General features: G+C 62.7%; 16 protein-coding genes. 8 read left to right on the top strand and 8 right to left on the bottom strand.

Annotation, left to right across the window (positions count from 1 at the left end; all coding sequences use genetic code 11):
• Positions 1–6: 6 nt before the first annotated feature.
• The gene (locus CWE17_RS00410; protein ID WP_206338335.1) at positions 7–372 is read left to right on the top strand and encodes a hypothetical protein; all 366 of its coding nucleotides are present in this window, start codon (positions 7–9) and stop codon (positions 370–372) included.
• Between the two features lie 37 nt (positions 373–409).
• Here CWE17_RS00410 and ychF read toward each other — a convergent pair whose 3' ends face one another.
• Positions 410–1,501 carry a redox-regulated ATPase YchF gene (gene ychF, locus CWE17_RS00415; RefSeq protein ID WP_131454403.1) on the bottom strand — a complete coding sequence of 364 codons (1,092 nt, stop codon included), beginning with the start codon at positions 1,499–1,501 and terminating at the stop codon, positions 410–412.
• Between the two features lie 128 nt (positions 1,502–1,629).
• On the opposite strand from ychF, the gene CWE17_RS00420 reads away from it, so the two are divergent.
• The 3 genes from CWE17_RS00420 to cysS are packed head-to-tail and all read left to right on the top strand — an operon-like array spanning position 1,630 to position 7,425.
• Entirely contained in the window at positions 1,630–2,805 is a 1,176-nt protein-coding gene (locus CWE17_RS00420) for an efflux RND transporter periplasmic adaptor subunit (RefSeq protein ID WP_131454404.1), read from the top strand.
• A 39-nt stretch (positions 2,806–2,844) separates the two neighbouring features.
• Complete coding sequence (gene polA / locus CWE17_RS00425; protein ID WP_131454405.1) at positions 2,845–5,871, top strand: DNA polymerase I; 3,027 nt, start codon at positions 2,845–2,847, stop codon at positions 5,869–5,871.
• Positions 5,872–5,913: 42 nt separating this feature from the next.
• Positions 5,914–7,425: a cysteine--tRNA ligase gene (cysS, locus tag CWE17_RS00430; protein ID WP_131454406.1), complete on the top strand. Its 1,512-nt coding sequence runs from the start codon at positions 5,914–5,916 to the stop codon at positions 7,423–7,425.
• 6 nt (positions 7,426–7,431) lie between these two features.
• On the opposite strand, the gene CWE17_RS00435 is transcribed toward cysS, so the two are convergent.
• The gene (locus CWE17_RS00435) at positions 7,432–7,671 is read right to left on the bottom strand and encodes a hypothetical protein (protein ID WP_131454784.1); all 240 of its coding nucleotides are present in this window, start codon (positions 7,669–7,671) and stop codon (positions 7,432–7,434) included.
• Between the two features lie 45 nt (positions 7,672–7,716).
• Here CWE17_RS00435 and CWE17_RS00440 point away from each other — a divergent pair, with 45 nt between their 5' ends.
• Positions 7,717–8,130, top strand: a complete 414-nt coding sequence (locus CWE17_RS00440; protein ID WP_131454785.1) for a DUF2721 domain-containing protein — start codon at positions 7,717–7,719, stop codon at positions 8,128–8,130.
• 3 nt (positions 8,131–8,133) lie between these two features.
• Here the strand turns inward: CWE17_RS00440 and CWE17_RS00445 are convergent, their stop codons facing one another.
• Positions 8,134–9,474, bottom strand: a complete 1,341-nt coding sequence (locus CWE17_RS00445; RefSeq protein WP_131454786.1) for a sodium-dependent transporter — start codon at positions 9,472–9,474, stop codon at positions 8,134–8,136.
• A 77-nt stretch (positions 9,475–9,551) separates the two neighbouring features.
• Here CWE17_RS00445 and CWE17_RS00450 point away from each other — a divergent pair, with 77 nt between their 5' ends.
• Together CWE17_RS00450 and CWE17_RS00455 are read left to right on the top strand one after the other, a co-directional pair.
• Positions 9,552–10,805 carry a 1-deoxy-D-xylulose-5-phosphate reductoisomerase gene (locus tag CWE17_RS00450; protein WP_131454407.1) on the top strand — a complete coding sequence of 418 codons (1,254 nt, stop codon included), beginning with the start codon at positions 9,552–9,554 and terminating at the stop codon, positions 10,803–10,805.
• Positions 10,802–11,179: a ferredoxin gene (locus CWE17_RS00455; protein ID WP_131454408.1), complete on the top strand. Its 378-nt coding sequence runs from the start codon at positions 10,802–10,804 to the stop codon at positions 11,177–11,179. Before CWE17_RS00450 ends, CWE17_RS00455 begins: the two co-directional genes overlap by 4 nt.
• Positions 11,180–11,207: 28 nt before the next feature.
• On the opposite strand, the gene CWE17_RS00460 is transcribed toward CWE17_RS00455, so the two are convergent.
• From CWE17_RS00460 to CWE17_RS00475, 4 genes are read right to left on the bottom strand one after another with little or no spacing between them, the layout of a single operon-like run.
• A complete protein-coding gene (locus CWE17_RS00460; RefSeq protein WP_131454409.1) occupies positions 11,208–12,287 on the bottom strand; it encodes a YheT family hydrolase in 1,080 nt (359 codons plus the stop codon).
• On the bottom strand, positions 12,284–13,705 hold the full coding sequence (locus tag CWE17_RS00465) for an NAD(P)(+) transhydrogenase (Re/Si-specific) subunit beta (protein WP_131454410.1): 1,422 nt from the start codon (positions 13,703–13,705) through the stop codon (positions 12,284–12,286). The genes CWE17_RS00460 and CWE17_RS00465 overlap by 4 nt, the downstream gene beginning before the upstream one ends.
• Positions 13,705–14,010, bottom strand: coding sequence for an NAD(P) transhydrogenase subunit alpha (locus CWE17_RS00470; protein ID WP_131454411.1), 306 nt, complete (start codon positions 14,008–14,010; stop codon positions 13,705–13,707). The genes CWE17_RS00465 and CWE17_RS00470 overlap by 1 nt, the downstream gene beginning before the upstream one ends.
• Positions 14,010–15,149 (bottom strand): Re/Si-specific NAD(P)(+) transhydrogenase subunit alpha, encoded by a 1,140-nt coding sequence (locus CWE17_RS00475; protein ID WP_131454412.1) that lies wholly within the window; start codon positions 15,147–15,149, stop codon positions 14,010–14,012. The genes CWE17_RS00470 and CWE17_RS00475 overlap by 1 nt, the downstream gene beginning before the upstream one ends.
• Before the next feature lie 122 nt (positions 15,150–15,271).
• Between CWE17_RS00475 and CWE17_RS00480 the strand changes: the two genes are divergently transcribed.
• Positions 15,272–15,850 carry an EF-1 guanine nucleotide exchange domain-containing protein gene (locus CWE17_RS00480; protein WP_131454413.1) on the top strand — a complete coding sequence of 193 codons (579 nt, stop codon included), beginning with the start codon at positions 15,272–15,274 and terminating at the stop codon, positions 15,848–15,850.
• Between the two features lie 8 nt (positions 15,851–15,858).
• On the opposite strand, the gene CWE17_RS12105 is transcribed toward CWE17_RS00480, so the two are convergent.
• Positions 15,859–16,050, bottom strand: a complete 192-nt coding sequence (locus CWE17_RS12105) for a hypothetical protein (protein WP_131454414.1) — start codon at positions 16,048–16,050, stop codon at positions 15,859–15,861.

Below are 16,050 nucleotides of genomic sequence, written 5' to 3' on the forward strand. Positions count from 1 at the left end.
CACGTCATGGCCATTCGACGCTGCCAGGGGCTGCTCAGCGCCGCAGGCCTCAGCCTGACGCTGGCCGTCCCACTTCCGTCCGCAGTCTTTGCTGGCGAGAGTCCCCAGGAGATCCGGAAAGCCCTGGTAGGTCTGGCCGCCTATGCGGGTTGCAAGGAGCGCCATGCCGGCTACAGCGCCGAACGCGCCCAGCGCATCATCAGCAGCGGCATCGCCAACAACGGTTGGCAGTCACAGGCCGACTGGCTCCGCTCCCCTCAGGCTCTGCGCGTGGTGGCCATCACCACCGACGCCATGAACAAAAGCTGCGATGACTTTGATCAGAACAGCAAAGATTTCGTGCCGGCGATGCAGGCGATCGACGCCCTATGAGGCAATCGGCAGGGAGACCCGGTGAAGCGCTAGGGGTTCAGACATTAAAGAGAAACTCCATCACATCCCCTTCCGCCACCACATAGTCCTTCCCTTCACTCCGTAGCCAGCCCTTGTTGCGGGCTTCAGCCAGCGAACCGGCCTCCAGCAGCTTCTCCCAGCCAATCGTCTGCGCCCGAATGAAGCCCCGCTCGAAATCGGTATGGATCACCCCGGCGGCCTGGGGAGCGGTCATGCCCGCACGGAAGGTCCAGGCACGGGTCTCCTTCTCACCCGTCGTGAAGTAGGTGCGCAGACCCAGCAATCGGTAGGTGGCCCGGATCAGGCTCTGCAACCCGCCTTCGCTCACTCCGAGCCCCTCGAGGTAATCGCTGCGCTCCTCATCCCCGAGCTCAATCAGCTCGGCTTCCACCTGGGCAGAGATGCGTACGGTTTCTGCACCCTCCTGCTGGGCCAACGCCACCACCTCCTCGCAGAAACTGTTCCCCGCGGAAAGGTCGTCTTCACTCACATTGGTGGCATAAATAATCGGCTTAGCGGTGAGCAGACCCAGGGGCTTGATCATGGCGGCCTCCTCATCGCTCAGCGGCACGCTGCGTGCGGCTCCCCCCTGCTCGAGCACCTCTTGGATCCGTTCCAGAGCGGCGTCTTCCACCTGCGCCTCTGGACTGGTGCGCATCTGCTTCTTGAGCCGTTCGCGGCGCTTCTCGATCTGGGACAGATCAGCCAGCCCCAACTCCAGGTTGATCACCTCCGCATCCCTGGCCGGCCCCACGGAACCCGATACATGAATGACATCGTCATCCTCGAAGCAGCGGACCACATGCACAATCGCGTCCACTTCGCGGATGTTGGCGAGGAACTTGTTGCCCAGGCCCTCACCCTGGCTGGCTCCCTTCACCAAACCGGCGATGTCGACGAACTCCATCCGGGTGGGAATCAACTCCTTGCTGCTGCTCAGATCTGACAGTTGCTGCAAGCGTGGATCAGGCACCGCAACAGTGCCCACGTTGGGTTCGATCGTGCAGAAGGGAAAATTGGCAGCCTGCGCCTGCGCATTGGCGACCAACGCGTTGAACAGGGTGGACTTGCCGACATTGGGCAGCCCGACGATTCCGGCTTTAAGCATGGGCGGGAATCTACCTGCGGCCCACAGCGGACCACTGCTGTTCAGAGAACAGTCACCCCAACAACACGCGCGCAGACCACAGCAAGACCGCCAGCCAGCGAGACTGGTCGCAATTGCGTCTGTGGGGCATGGCCACCACCAACCGCCCGCCCCGCACTTCACCTCAGGAGCTGGGTTTGCCTCTTCTCAGCCCACTCAGTGGCCTTCAACGCCATCGACGCCGCACCGTTGCCGTGATCGCAGGGGTGGTGCTGATTGCCGGTGGCGCCAGCATCTGGACCCTGGGTCCCGGCCGCAACCGAACCCGAAACCTCACGCCTTACACGGTGAGTGCCGAACGAGGCTCGTTACCCGGGGTGGTCACCGCCAGTGGCGAACTGGAGGCGGTACGTCGCGTGAATGTGAGCCCCAAGCAGCAAGGGCGCCTGGAAGCGCTTTTCGTGGAAGAAGGCGACTCGGTCAAACAAGGCCAAGTACTCGCCCGCATGGACAGCGGCGACTACCGCGACCGGCTCGACGAGTTAATGGCCCTCGAACGCCAGGCCAAGGCTGATTACGACGCCAAAGCCGCGGATTATGCGCGCCAGCAATCGCTTTTTGCCAGCGGTGCCATCAGCCGTGCGGACGTGGACGACATCCGAGCGGCTTACCTCTCCAGCAAGGCGGCCCTGGCTGCTGCACGAGAGCGAATCCAACAACGCCAGGTGGAGGGTGGAGAGCTCCTGATCCGCGCCCCTTTCAGCGGCGTAATCACCCAGCGTTATGCCGAGCCCGGCGCCTTCGTCACCCCCACCACAACCGCCTCCGCAACCGCCGGCGCGACCAGCTCCTCAATCGTTGAGCTCTCCCAGGGGCTCGAAGTGGCCGCGAAGGTGCCAGAAAGCGATATCGGTCGCATCCGGATCGGCCAGGACGCCATCGTGCGTGTGGATGCATTCCCCGATCAGCGGTTCAACGCACGGGTGCGCGACATTGCACCTCGCGCCGAAAAACTCGACAACGTCATCTCCTTCGAAGTGGAGCTCGATCTCCTCAACCCACCTCCCCGACTGCGGATCGGGATGACAGCAGATGTGGACTTCCAGACTGGCCGCACGGCGATCAGCACCCTGGTGCCCACGGTGGCCATCGTGACCGAGAACGGCAAGCCGGGTGTGTTGCTCGTCGGCAAAAACGATCAGCCCCAATTTCAAGCGGTAGAGCTCGGTGCGAGCAGCGGCAGCCAAACGGCCATTCTCAATGGCGTTCAACCGGGATCCAAGGTGTTCATCGATCTGCCCCCCTGGGCCAAAAAGCGCGACTGACGGCGACAATGCCCCTTCTTGCCCCTGCCCGAGCACACCGTGACATCTGAGGGAAAGGATCGACCGCTGCTGCTTCTGGTGGACGGCCATTCCCTGGCCTTCCGAAGCTTCTACGCCTTCACCAAGGGTGGTGAGGGTGGTCTTGCCACCAAAGATGGACTGCCCACCAGCGTCACCTACGGCTTCCTCAAAGCCCTCCTGGACAACTGCAAGGGGTTAAAACCCACGGGCGTGGCGATTGCCTTCGACACGGCTGAACCCACGTTTCGCCATGTGGCAGACGCCAACTACAAGGCGCACCGGGATGTGGCCCCCGACGTGTTCTTCCAGGATCTGGAGCAGCTGCAGGTGATCCTGCGCGAACAGTTGCGTCTGCCCCTTTGCCTGGCCCCGGGCTACGAGGCCGATGACGTGCTCGGCACCCTGGCGAATCGCGCCGCAGGCGATGGCTGGCGCGTGCGAATCCTCAGCGGCGACCGAGACCTGTTCCAGCTGGTGGATGACCAGCGCGACATCGCAGTGCTCTACATGGGCGGTGGCCCCTATGCCAAAAACAGCGGCCCCACGTTGATCGACGAAGCCGGCGTGGAGGCGAAGCTGGGCGTGCATCCTACCTCCGTGGTGGACCTGAAGGCCCTCACAGGCGATAGCTCCGACAACATCCCCGGAGTGAAGGGCGTCGGCCCCAAGACAGCCATCAATCTGCTCAAGGAAAACGGCGACCTCGATGGCGTCTACCGGGTGCTGGAGGAAGTGGAGGCCGAAGGGGCGAAAGCCAGCCGAGGTGCCATCAAGGGTGCCCTGAAGGGCAAGCTCAGCGCCGATCGCGACAACGCTTACCTCTCGCGCAAACTGGCGGAGATCCTTGTGGACATTCCCCTGCCAGAGGATCCTGAGCTCGATCTGGGCACGGTGGATGCCGAAACTCTCACCACCCGCCTGAAAGAGCTTGAGCTCAACAGCCTGGTCCGCCAGGTGCCCACTTTCGTGGCGACCTTCTCAAGCGGCGGCCTGACGGCGAATGGCCATCTGCTGGAGACAACGGAGCATTCCTCAAAACCCTCCGTCAACTCCAGCCCCCCAGTCGACACAGTGCCCGACAGCAACACGGCTGCGGCTGTCGACGGAGCCAGCCTCCCGGCCCTAGCCCCCCAGCTAATCACCAGCCCGGCACAACTCAGCGCCCTGATCGAGCGACTGATGGCCTGCCGCACCCCCGAAGCCCCGGTGGCCCTCGACACCGAGACCAGTGACCTGAACCCGTTTAAAGCCCAATTGGTCGGGATCGGGGTCTGCTGGGGAGCTGAACTCAGCGACCTGGCCTACATCCCGGTGGGACACACCCCGCCTACAGAACCCGGCCTCGACATTGCCAACAGCCCCGAGAGTTCCAAAAGCCTCCAACAGCTGCCGCTTGAAACGGTGCTCGAGCAACTGGCACCGTGGCTGGCCAGCCCCGAGCATCCCAAGGCCCTCCAGAACGCCAAATATGACCGTCTGATCCTGTTGCGCCATGGCCTCCCCCTTGGCGGCGTGGTGATGGACACCCTGCTGGCGGACTATCTACGTGATGCAGCGGCTAAGCACGGCCTTGATGCGATGGCCGAGCGCGACTACGGCTTCCGCCCCACGCTATTCAGCGATCTGGTGGGCAAGGCAAAGGAGGGGAAGGCCAGCTGCTTCGCGGACGTCCCCGTCGATCAGGCCGCCCTTTACTGCGGCATGGACGTGCACCTCACGCGACGCCTGGCCATCGATCTGCGCCACAGCCTGGAGGTGATGGGTCCCCAGCTGACCGAGCTGCTCGAGCGGGTGGAACTCCCCCTTGAGCCAGTGCTGGCGCTGATGGAGGCCACGGGGATCCGCATCGACACCCCCTATCTGGCGGAGCTCTCCTCCGAGATGGGCCAGACCCTGGAACGACTGGAAGCGGAGGCGAAGCAAGCTGCGGGAGTTGACTTCAACCTCGCCTCTCCAAAGCAGCTCGGCGAATTGCTCTTCGAGACCCTTGGCCTCGACCGCAAGAAATCGCGCCGCACGAAAACGGGCTTCAGCACCGATGCAGCCGTACTGGAGAAACTGGAAGCCGACCATCCGGTGGTCCCCCTAGTGCTGGAGCATCGGATGCTCAGCAAGCTCAAGAGCACCTACGTGGATGCCCTGCCCCAGCTGGTTGAAGCGGAAACCGCCCGCGTTCACACCGATTTCAACCAGGCGGTCACCGCCACAGGTCGACTGAGCAGCAGCAATCCCAACCTGCAAAACATCCCCGTGCGGACGGAGTTCTCCCGCCGAATCCGCAAGGCGTTCCTGCCCCAAGAAGGCTGGAAGCTGCTGAGTGCTGATTACTCCCAAATCGAGCTCCGCATCCTTACCCATCTCTCCGGTGAGGAGGTGCTGCAGCAGGCCTACCGAGATGGTGATGACGTGCATGCACTCACGGCCAGACTGCTGCTCGACAAACCCGAGGTGAGCAGCGATGAGCGCCGCCTGGGAAAGACCATCAATTTCGGGGTGATCTACGGCATGGGTGCCCAACGGTTCGCGCGGGAAACCGGCGTGAACCAGGCGGAAGCCAAGGAGTTCCTCAGCAAATACCGGCACCGTTATCCGAAGGTGTTTGCCTTCCTAGAACTCCAGGAGCGTCTGGCGCTGAGTCGCGGCTACGTCGAGACAATCCTGGGCCGGCGCCGGCCCTTCCACTTCGATCGCAATGGGCTCGGCCGACTGCTTGGCAAGGATCCACTGGACATCGATCTCGATGTGGCACGGCGGGGAGGCATGGAGGCGCAGCAGCTGCGCGCCGCCGCCAACGCACCGATTCAAGGATCCAGCGCCGACATCATCAAACTGGCCATGATTCAGCTGCAGACCGCTTTAGACCAACAAGGGTTACCGGCACGCCTGCTGCTACAGGTGCACGACGAACTGGTGCTGGAGGTGGATCCCTCGGCCCTGGACAGCGTGCGCACCCTCGTCGTGCAGACCATGGAAAACGCCCTGCAGCTGAGCGTGCCACTCCTGGTGGAAACCGGCGTGGGCGCGAATTGGATGGAGGCGAAGTAAGGCCCACGCCGTAGCCTCCCCCCAGCCCACTGCGCTTGCCCTGTGCCCCTGCGGTTCACCAACACCCTCACCCGCCGCACGGAAACCTTCCAGCCGCTGAGGGAGGACCAGGTGAGCATTTACTGCTGCGGTGTGACGGTCTACGACCTCTGCCATTTGGGCCATGCCCGCAGCTACATCAACTGGGACGTCCTGCGTCGCTATCTGATCTGGCGTGGGTATGCGGTGACCTTCGTGCAGAACTTCACCGACATCGACGACAAGATTCTCAAACGCGCAGCCGAAGAAAACAGCTCGATGGATGCGGTGAGCGAGCGCAACATCGCGGCTTTCCATACCGATATGGATGCCCTCGGGATTCTGCGGCCCGACCGCATGCCCCGGGCCACCCGCTGCCTCGATGGCATCCGCGCCTTAATCAGTGAGCTTGAGGCCAAAGGAGCCGCTTATTCCGCTGATGGTGATGTGTATTTCGCTGTGATGAAACACGCCGGATACGGCAAGCTCAGCGGCCGCGATCTCAGTGAACAACAGACCAATGCCGACGGCCGCGTCGCCGATGCCGAAGAAGCCCGTAAGCAACACCCCTTCGATTTCGCCCTCTGGAAGGGCGCCAAAACCGACGAACCCAGCTTCCCCTCACCCTGGGGCGAGGGGCGACCGGGCTGGCACATCGAGTGTTCAGCGATGGTGCGGGAGGAATTGGGGGAGACGATCGACATTCACCTGGGTGGCGCCGACCTGGTCTTCCCCCACCACGAGAACGAGATCGCGCAATCGGAGGCTGCCACCGGCAAGGAGCTAGCCCAGGTGTGGCTGCACAACGGCATGGTGAACGTGGGGGGCGAAAAGATGAGCAAGTCGCTGGGTAACTTCACGACCATCAGGGCCCTACTGGAGAGCGGAATCTCCGCCATGACCCTGCGTCTGTTCGTCTTGCAGGCCCACTACCGCAAACCGCTCGACTTCACAGCGGAAGCACTGGAGGCGGCCACCACAGGTTGGAAGGGTCTCAACGCTGCCCTCGGGCTGGGCGAACACCATGCTTCCAGCTTGGGATGGCGGGAGCCCGCGCCCCTGCCGGAGGGAGCGATCACGATCGAGCAGATCCCCGGTCAGATGACGTTCTTAGATGAGCCGTTGCTGGGCGCACGCCAACGCTTCATCGACGCCATGGACGATGACCTCAACAGTTCAGGCGCTCTGGCAGTGCTGTTCGACCTTGCCAGACCCCTGCGCGGGCTTGCCAATCGCCTTGATCGCGGTGACATTCCTGAGCAAACCGATGACGAGCAGCCCCTTTTGGAGCAGCGCTGGTTGTTGTTACGGGAGCTTGCCGGGGTGCTCGGATTGCGCTCGGAAGCATCGGGGCTGGAGCCTGAAGGTGCCGAATCCTGCGACCCCAGCGCCATCGAAGCGGCGATTGCCGCTCGTCAGGCAGCGAAACAGGCCAAGGATTTCGCCGAAGCCGATCGGATCCGCGCCGAACTGACGGGCCAAGGGATCGAGCTCATCGATAAGCCGGGTGGCGTTACTGAATGGCGACGCTGCTGAGGAGACTCAGCGCCGTTTCCCAGCCATCATCGCTTCGATCTTGCGGATCCGCGCCAACGTGGTGGTCCAGACCTCCAGACGGAAGCGCTGATCCGCTAGGGTGGGCTCCGACGGTTCCGCAGCACCGATCCAGGCCTGCAGTTCCTCAATCTTGGCCTCAAGGTTCTCGCGAGCCTCAAAAGCCTCCCAAAGCTCACGCTCCAACTTGGCGCGCTCAATGAAATTCCAGCGTTTGAGCCAGAGCATGGTGGCCATAGTGAAGATGGTGCAGGTCTAGAGGATCTGATGGTGATGCAACCGGAAACGCTTTCCAAGGCGATTCAGCTTTCGGTGGCTCCGGTGTTCCTTCTTGCCGGCATCGGCGCTCTACTGAACGTGATCTCCACCCGATTGGCACGGATTGTGGATGCCGTCAAGCGCGCCAAGGAGGGTGTTCTGGCTGGGAACCCAATCGATGAGCAGGAGCGGCGTTGCTATCGCCGGCGCATGCAACTGACGATCCGGGCGATTGAACTGCTGACAGGTTCCACCCTGCTCATTGCCGCCGTGGTGGCTGTGATGTTCTTCAGCGTGATCTCCAGACTGAATCTCACGGTGGTCGTGGCACCCCTATTCATCTCGGCAATGGCCCTGCTGATGCTGGCGTCGCTCTGCTTCCTTCGGGAGGTGCAATTAGCGTCTCGCCGCCTGCATCAGTTGATTTGATCATCAACTCGCCAACCAGCCCCACCCCCTGAGCAGATCCACCAGGCTGATCACCAGGCCCACGGCGATCACGGGCGGGGAAATCCAACGCAGCACAAACAGCAACCAACGGCGTAAGCCAGCCGGAGTAGCACTGCCCTTGAGATCGTCGTCGAAACGGGCAGGAACCACCCAACCAATCAGCACTGCGATCAACAGCCCACCAAGGATCAGCATCACCCCCCCGAAGATCGAATCCATCACCTCCAACACCGGGATCGACGTGGCCGCAGGGAGACCGGCCACAAAAATCAACGCCGCACTGATCCACACCGCCCGCCGCCGACTCCAACCGAGCCGATCCATCAGTGAAGCCACCGGCACTTCCAGGAGCGACACCGATGAGGTGATCGCGGCGATGTAGGCAAGGAAGAAAAACAGCACCGCCACCACCCGTCCCGTGAGCCCCAGAGAAGCGAGGCCGGTAGGCAGAGCGATAAACAGGGTGCCCACGGTGGAGCCACTCACCACATCCTTCAGACCAAAACTCATCACCACCGGGAAGGTGACAAGTCCGGCGAGCAATCCGACGGCGGTGTCCATCCCCACCACGGCAATCGCTTCCCTCGGCAGATGATTGCGGCGGTCGAGATAGGCCGCATAGGCAAGGATGCAGCCGATGCCTGCCCCAATCGAAAAGAACGCCTGGGTGAAGGCATTGCGAATGGTGGTGAAGTCAGTCAGCTCCCGGGGATCGAAGTTGAGCAGAAAGGTGTGACGCCCCTCGGCTGCTCCCTCCAAACCGGAGGCCCAAAGCGCCAGTCCGATCAGCAACACAAACAGCAGAGGCAGCGCCCATCGAGACAGCCGTTCGATACCGGCTTGCACTCCTGCAGCCACCACCAATGCGGTGAGCACAAGACTGAACAACTGTCCCAGCACGGCACTGTTGCCGCCGCTAATCACCCCAAAGAAGCTCTCGGCTGCCGCCAGGTCTGATGGCAGTCCCACCAGTAGGGCATGGAGCAGGGTGTGACCGGTCCATCCCATCAAAACGGCGTAGAAGGCCAGGATGCCGCTCGCGGCCGCGATAAACAGCCAGCCCATCGGTTGCCAGCGGCGACCAGCCGCGGTCACTGGTGCGATCAGGGGGCTGTGGCCTGTGCTGCGACCCAGCACCATCTCCGCCACGAGTACCGGCAGACACACCACCAACACAATCAGCACATAGAGGAGCAGAAACGCGCCACCGCCCCCCTGGGAGGCGCGATAGGCGAATCCCCAGAGGTTGCCCAGCCCAACCGCACTACCCGCCGCGGCCAGAACAAAACCAAGACCTGACCTCCAGTGCTCCTTCACCGCCATCGCCGCCAGATCTCCTCGCCTGAGCGGCAGTTTGCCAGGGTTCGGCATGGGAAACTGTTGACACTTGCCGGATCGACGTGAAAGCCATCAGCGTGCTGGGCTCCACGGGCTCGATCGGCACCCAAACCCTGGAGATCGCCCAGGAATTCCCAGAGCGCTTCCGGGTGGTGGCCCTCAGCGCCGGGCGCAACCTTCCACTACTGGTGGAGCAGATCAGCCAGCACAGCCCTGAAGTGGTGGCCTTGGCAGACGACAGCCTGCTGCCCGAACTCCAGGACCGTCTCAAAGCCCTGCCCACCGATCGACAACCCGACACCCTGCCGCAACTGGTGGGTGGCGCCAACGGACTCAACGTCGCAGCCGCTTGGGACACGGCCGATCTTGTGGTGACAGGCATCGTTGGCTGCGCCGGTCTGCTGCCCACCCTGGCGGCCGTGCGCGCCGGAAAGGATCTGGCCCTCGCCAATAAGGAAACACTGATCGCCGCTGGGCCGGTGGTCTTACCGGAACTGAAGAAGAGTGGCAGCCGCCTGCTGCCAGCCGACTCGGAACACTCCGCGATCTTCCAGTGCCTGCAAGGAACCCCCTGGGCTGAAAATGCCAGCCTCTCCACCGGTGTTCCCACCCCAGGCCTGCGCCGCATTCAGCTCACCGCCTCCGGTGGTGCATTCCGTGACTGGGAGGCCGCCGATCTGGAGAAAGCCACCGTGGCTGATGCCACCTCCCATCCCAACTGGAGCATGGGCCGCAAGATCACGGTGGATTCCGCCTCCCTCATGAACAAAGGTCTGGAGGTGATCGAGGCCCATTACCTGTTCGGTCTCGACTACGACCACATCGAGATCGTGATCCACCCGCAAAGCATCATCCACTCGATGGTCGAGCTGGCCGATTCCTCGGTGCTGGCCCAGCTGGGCTGGCCGGATATGAAATTGCCAATCCTCTACTGCCTGAGCTGGCCGGAACGGCTTGAAACACCATGGCGTCGCCTCAACCTCACGGAGGTGGGGCAGCTCAGCTTCCGGAGCCCTGACCCCGCCAAATATCCCTGCATGGAGCTGGCCTACGCAGCTGGCCGCGCCGGTGGCACGATGCCAGCCGTGCTCAATGCAGCGAATGAGGAAGCGGTCGCCCAGTTCCTGCAGGAGCGCATTCACTTCCTCGACATTCCCGATCTCATCGACGCCACCTGCGAGCGTCACAAGTCCGATCGCATGGATCATCCCCAACTCGACGACGTGCTGGCCGTGGATCAGTGGGCTCGAGATGTGGTGCGTGAACAGGTACAGCGCGGCACCCGACGCATCCCCATGGCAGCCATGGCCGCGTGATCCAGGTCAGCCATCACCTGCTGCTCTGTGCCACGCCGGCCAAGGCGAAGTGCTGTGACCCCAGCATCGGTGCCGCCAGCTGGGAGGCTCTCAAGCAGGGAGTGCGCCAGCTGGATCTTGAGAACCCTGAGCGGGCCCAGGGCATCGTGCTGCGCAGCAAGGCTGACTGCCTACGAGTCTGTGAACAAGGCCCCGTGCTCCTGATCTGGCCTGAAGGCATCTGGTACGGGAATGTGACACCGGAGCGGGTGCAGCAGATCCTCGAAGAGCATGTGGTGGGTGGGCGACCGTGCAACGAGTGGGTCATCCGCCGGACACCATTCCAGCAGCCCTCCGAAGCACAATCTGTTTCGAACGATCCTCAGACGTCCTGATCGCTGCCCTCAACGGCGCTGATTGCTGTCACAGCAGCTGGTGGTACCAGGCGTTGGCCAACCGATCCGACCAGGAGCCTGCAGTCAGGCTGTCGCCAGATGCATGGAATCCGTTGTGGCCTCCCCGTGCAGTGAGCAGGATCGACAGGGGTTCAGCCGCATCGGACTGGTTCAGAGCCCCAATCGAACGCTGCAACTCCTGGGCCGCTCGGGCTGGCACCCAGGGATCATCCAACGCCTGAAGCAGCAAGGTGGGAGGCAGACGCCTACGGGCCTTGGGATCAAGCAAACGGACCAGGGGCGAGGCGCGGCGGTAGTACTCCTCCACAGAGTCGTAGCCCCAACGCGGTGCCGTGATGGCTGCATCAAACGCGCGGATGCTTCGAGGTGGGGTCTTCCTCAGGAGCTGCTCCTCTGTGGCGGTGACACCGAAGGGATCTGCCAAGGTCTGGCGCACGAGCCGTTGCAACAACCAACGCTGATAAATGCGATTGCGGGAGCGCTCAATCGAAGCACTACAGGCAGCCAGATCGAGAGGGCTACTGGCACAGAACAACCCATCGAGAACGCCGGCCGACTCCAGCGCCGCATTCAGCAGCATGGTGCCACCCAAGGACATGCCAGCACCAAGAAGGGGAAGCGGTTGAAGACGGCCGGAGGCCTGAGCCAGCTCCGAGGCCAGCTCCCGAGCGCGCATGAGGACGGGAAGAAGATCGCTGTTGCAGCAAGCGGCATAGGTGCCTGCGGCGAGATGACGGCCTGGGTCAGCCCCGCGCAGGTTGAGCCGCAACACAGCAAATCCCGAAGACTGCAGGGATAAGCCAAGACGACGCATGCCTTCCCGTCGACTGGAGCCCCCCAGGCCATGGAGAAGCACCACCAGCGCCTGAGCAGGACCGGAAACGGGTTGGTCGAGCACAGCAAGCAATTGCCCGGCAGGGGCGGCTCCACTGTGCAGGGCTGGAACTGGAATCTGAAGCGGCTGCCCCTGATCAGGAGGCAGCCGCATCGGGCGAAGGGTGTCCCGCAGGGTTTGCAGGTCTCCGCCTAACCAGGGAAGACGTTGCCGATAGGCGGCAACACCCAGCTGCTGAAGCAGCTGGGTCATTTCTTCCCGACGCCCAGCTCCTTGAGCTCCCCGAGCAGGTCACCCAGCACCTTCTTGGCATCACCAAACACCATCGAAGTGTTAGCCAGTTCGAACAGATCGTTCTTGATGCCTGAGTAACCAGCACTCATGCCCCGCTTCACCACAAACACCGTGCGGGCCTGCTGCACATCCAGCACAGGCATGCCGTAAAGCGGCGAGTTCGGATCATTCTTGGCCTGAGGGTTGACCACATCATTGGCACCCAGCACCAGCACCACATCCGTGGCAGGGAACTCGGGGTTGATCACATCCATCTCTTTGAGCTGCTCGTAGGGCACATCGGCCTCGGCGAGGAGCACATTCATGTGACCAGGCATGCGACCAGCCACTGGGTGAATGGCGTAATCGACCTGGATGCCAGCTGCTTCCAGAGAGCGGGTGACTTCCCGCAGGGTGTGCTGAGCCTGAGCAACGGCAAGGCCGTAACCAGGAACGATCACGACCCGTTCGGCAGCCTCGAGGGTCAGGGCACATTCCTCAACGCTGCAGCTGGTGATGTTGGTGTATTCACCACCACCACCGGAGGCCGCTGCGGATGCTCCCAGGGCCCCTCCGAAGAGCACGGACACCAGGGAGCGGTTCATGCCATTGCACATGACCTGGGTGAGGATCAAGCCGGCTGCACCGACCATGGCCCCCGCCACGATGAGCAACTGGCTACCGACCACAAAGCCGGCGGCTGCTGCTGCCACACCGGAGTAGCTGTTGAGCAGAGAGATCACCACAGGCATGTCAGCCCCACCGATGGGCAGGGTCACGCCGATGCCCAGCAGGCTGGAAGCGATCACCAAAAGCCAGAGGCCCTGAGCACTCACACCACCTTTGGCAATCAGGTCAACCGCTGCCACTAGGCAAGCGACCGCCAGGGCAATGTTGACGAAATGGCGGGCCTTGCTCTGCATCCAGGCCGGCGTCGACAACCAACCCTGCAGCTTGGCCATGGCCACGATCGAGCCAGTGAAGGTGATCGCACCGACGAACACCGAGATCACGATCGAGACCACAGCGACCATGCCAGTGGCATCGAGCTCGCTTGGGTAGAAGGCCGCAGCCAGTGCCACCAACAGCGACGACATGCCCCCGCAACCGTTGAAGAGAGCGACGGTTTCGGGCATGGACGTCATCGGGACCCGCTGGGCCGTGATGGCACCCAGCACACCACCCACAACGGTGCCTCCGATGATCCAGCTCCAAGCAGCCACGCTGATGCCACTGGTGCCCAGGTAGTGAATCAGCAGACCGAGCACGGCAAGCGCCATGGCAACGGCTGCCAGTTGATTGGCGCCCCGGGCAGAGCGCACCTTCGAAAGACCTTTGATGCCTAGGGCCAGCAACAGGATGGCGACCAGGTCAATGACGTACTGAAGAATGTCCATCAGCGGTTCTCCTTGCGGGCGGGCTTGCGGCTGAACATGGCGAGCATGCGATCGGTCACCAGGAAGCCCCCGATCACGTTGAAAAGGGCAAAGCCCAAAGACACAGAACCAAGCACCAGCAGAGGGATGCTCCCGTTCGATTTGATGATCGCCGTCAGGGCCGCCAGCACGGTGATGCCGGAGATGGCGTTAGCGCCGCTCATCAGAGGCGTATGCAGGGTGGGAGGCACCTTGCCGATCAGTTCCAGGCCCAGGAGGCTGCCGAGCAGCAAAACCCAGAGGGCATTCACAAAACTTGAATCCATCAGTTGGCTCCGGGGGTGAGAACGTCGCCGCGGCGGATGCTGCCGTCCTGGGCGATCAGACAACCAGCGATCAGTTCGTCCTCGGTGTCGAGGATGAGCTGTCCATCCTTGAGGGTGGGCTCCAGTAGTGCCAGCAAATTGCGGGCATAGAGCGCACTGGCGTGATTGGGAACTGTGCAGGGCAGATCGTTGGCGCCGATGAGCTTCACGCCCTTGCGATCAACGGTCTGGGAGGGCTGGGTGTCAGCGCAGTTTCCACCCTGGGCCACGGCAAGATCCACTACCACCGCACCGGGACGCATCCGATCCAGCATGTCTTCACTGATCAGGCGGGGGGCACGGCGACCGGGCACCTGAGCTGTACAGATCGCCACATCAGCTTCGGCCAGCTGATCGGACAACTGTTGGCGCTGGGCGGCCAGGAACGCCTCCGAGGCCTGTTTGGCATAACCGCCCGACTCAGCAGGCTTGTCCTCCATCTCCGGGGGATCGATGAACCGGGCACCGAGCGATTCCACCTGCTCCTTCACGGCGGGCCGGATATCGCTGACATAAACGACTGCGCCGAGACGGCGGGCGGTGGCCACCGCTTGCAATCCGGCAACACCGGCACCGAGTACCACCACCCGAGCGGGTTGAACGGTGCCCGCTGCGGTCATCAGCATCGGGAAATAACGGTCGAGGGCGCCGGCTCCGAGCAGCACGGATTTGTATCCGGCGATGTTGGCCTGGGAGGAGAGGGCATCGGCCGACTGGGCGCGACTGATCCTGGGCAACAACTCCAGGGCCATGGCCGAGAGGCCTGCGCCCTGGAGAGCACTCGCCAGCTCAGCGTTGCTGTAAGGAGAGAGCAAGCCGACCAGCAGCGCACCGCGGCGGAGGGTTGCTAGCGCAGACGCTGAGGGAGGCTGCACGCAGAGCAGCAGGTCGGCCTGGCTCCAGGACGACGCATCAGCTGCCGCTACGAGCTCAGCTCCGGCATCGGCATAGGCCGTATCCACGAAACCGGCCCTGGCACCAGCACCCCGTTCCACTGAAACGGTGCAGCCCAGGCCAATGAACTTCCTGACGGTCTCAGGAGAAGCCGCTACACGGGTTTCCCCGTCAGCGGTTTCAACAGGTATTAAAAGTCTGGGCAAGATCGTGACGCCGTCGACCCAGCCGAGATTACGGGGTCGCGTTCACGATTCCGGGAGCTTTTCTGAAGATCGACGTCCTGATCGATTGCTCTGGCTAAGGAGAGGGCCCATTCCGCAAACCCATGGGCCTCACGGCGATCGAATGTCCAGACGGCGTCTGCCACAGCCATCACGGTGGCCATGCGGTGGAGCGCCAGGCGATGCAGGCGGTTCTTCAGGGGCATGGCCGCGAATGGTGTGAGCGACTGGCGGAGCGCATCTACGAGATGTCGGTTGACACCTTCTCCCAAACCGTGATGCCCAGCCTGCACGCGGCTGGCTGGCAGCGTCGCCATCTCGACTGGGAGTTCAAGCTTGCCGACCAGGAGTCCGAACCGGACCGCACCCTGGTGGACGGCATCATCAATGCCACCGAGAGCTTTCTGCGCAGCAGCGAGGTGCATCGACTCTTCATTCAGGAGCTCGTGCAGGGCACCTTTGACGAGGCCAGTGATCGACACCTGCACCGCTCCGCTGTGCGCCAGTTGATTGAAACCGAACTGCTGACGCTGCTCGAAGAACAGAAAGATGATCTGCTCGACCGTCTGGCGGGCCGGCTCATGGATGAGGCCCAGGGGGACTTTGATCTGGCCAGGAATGCGGCCAGCGCAGGCCTCAAAGAGGTGGAGCTGCTCCTGGCCAATCACACCGAAGCGCTCTGAGCGAAGGCTCAGAACATCGGCTGCACTTCCTGCTCCACTGCCAGGGCCATCGCACGACGGCCCTGGTGGCGGAGTAGGCGCGCCCTAAGGATCAATGGATCGATGTCGCACTCGTGCAGCCAACACTGCTCCAACCGCAGCTGCGGGTTCCTGTTGGGGCGCGAGGAGGAGCGACGATTGGCCATGGGCAGCGCGGGCAA

Origin of the sequence: Synechococcus sp. BS56D (genome assembly GCF_004332405.1) — a bacterium.
Classification (GTDB): Bacteria; Cyanobacteriota; Cyanobacteriia; order PCC-6307; family Cyanobiaceae; genus Synechococcus_C.

Bases quoted from the DNA above. Each gene is read 5' to 3' on its own strand.
- CWE17_RS00445 (WP_131454786.1), bottom strand. From the start codon at position 9,474: ATGGCGGTGAAGGAGCACTGGAGGTCAGGTCTTGGTTTTGTTCTGGCC.
- CWE17_RS00470 (WP_131454411.1), bottom strand. From the start codon at position 14,010: ATGGATTCAAGTTTTGTGAATGCCCTCTGGGTTTTGCTGCTCGGCAGC.
- ychF (WP_131454403.1), bottom strand. From the start codon at position 1,501: ATGCTTAAAGCCGGAATCGTCGGGCTGCCCAATGTCGGCAAGTCCACC.
- CWE17_RS00410 (WP_206338335.1), top strand. From the start codon at position 7: ATGGCCATTCGACGCTGCCAGGGGCTGCTCAGCGCCGCAGGCCTCAGC.
- CWE17_RS00440 (WP_131454785.1), top strand. From the start codon at position 7,717: ATGCAACCGGAAACGCTTTCCAAGGCGATTCAGCTTTCGGTGGCTCCG.
- CWE17_RS00480 (WP_131454413.1), top strand. From the start codon at position 15,272: ATGGGCCTCACGGCGATCGAATGTCCAGACGGCGTCTGCCACAGCCAT.
- CWE17_RS00465 (WP_131454410.1), bottom strand. From the start codon at position 13,705: ATGGACATTCTTCAGTACGTCATTGACCTGGTCGCCATCCTGTTGCTG.
- CWE17_RS00435 (WP_131454784.1), bottom strand. From the start codon at position 7,671: ATGCTCTGGCTCAAACGCTGGAATTTCATTGAGCGCGCCAAGTTGGAG.
- CWE17_RS00420 (WP_131454404.1), top strand. From the start codon at position 1,630: ATGGCCACCACCAACCGCCCGCCCCGCACTTCACCTCAGGAGCTGGGT.
- CWE17_RS00460 (WP_131454409.1), bottom strand. From the start codon at position 12,287: ATGACCCAGCTGCTTCAGCAGCTGGGTGTTGCCGCCTATCGGCAACGT.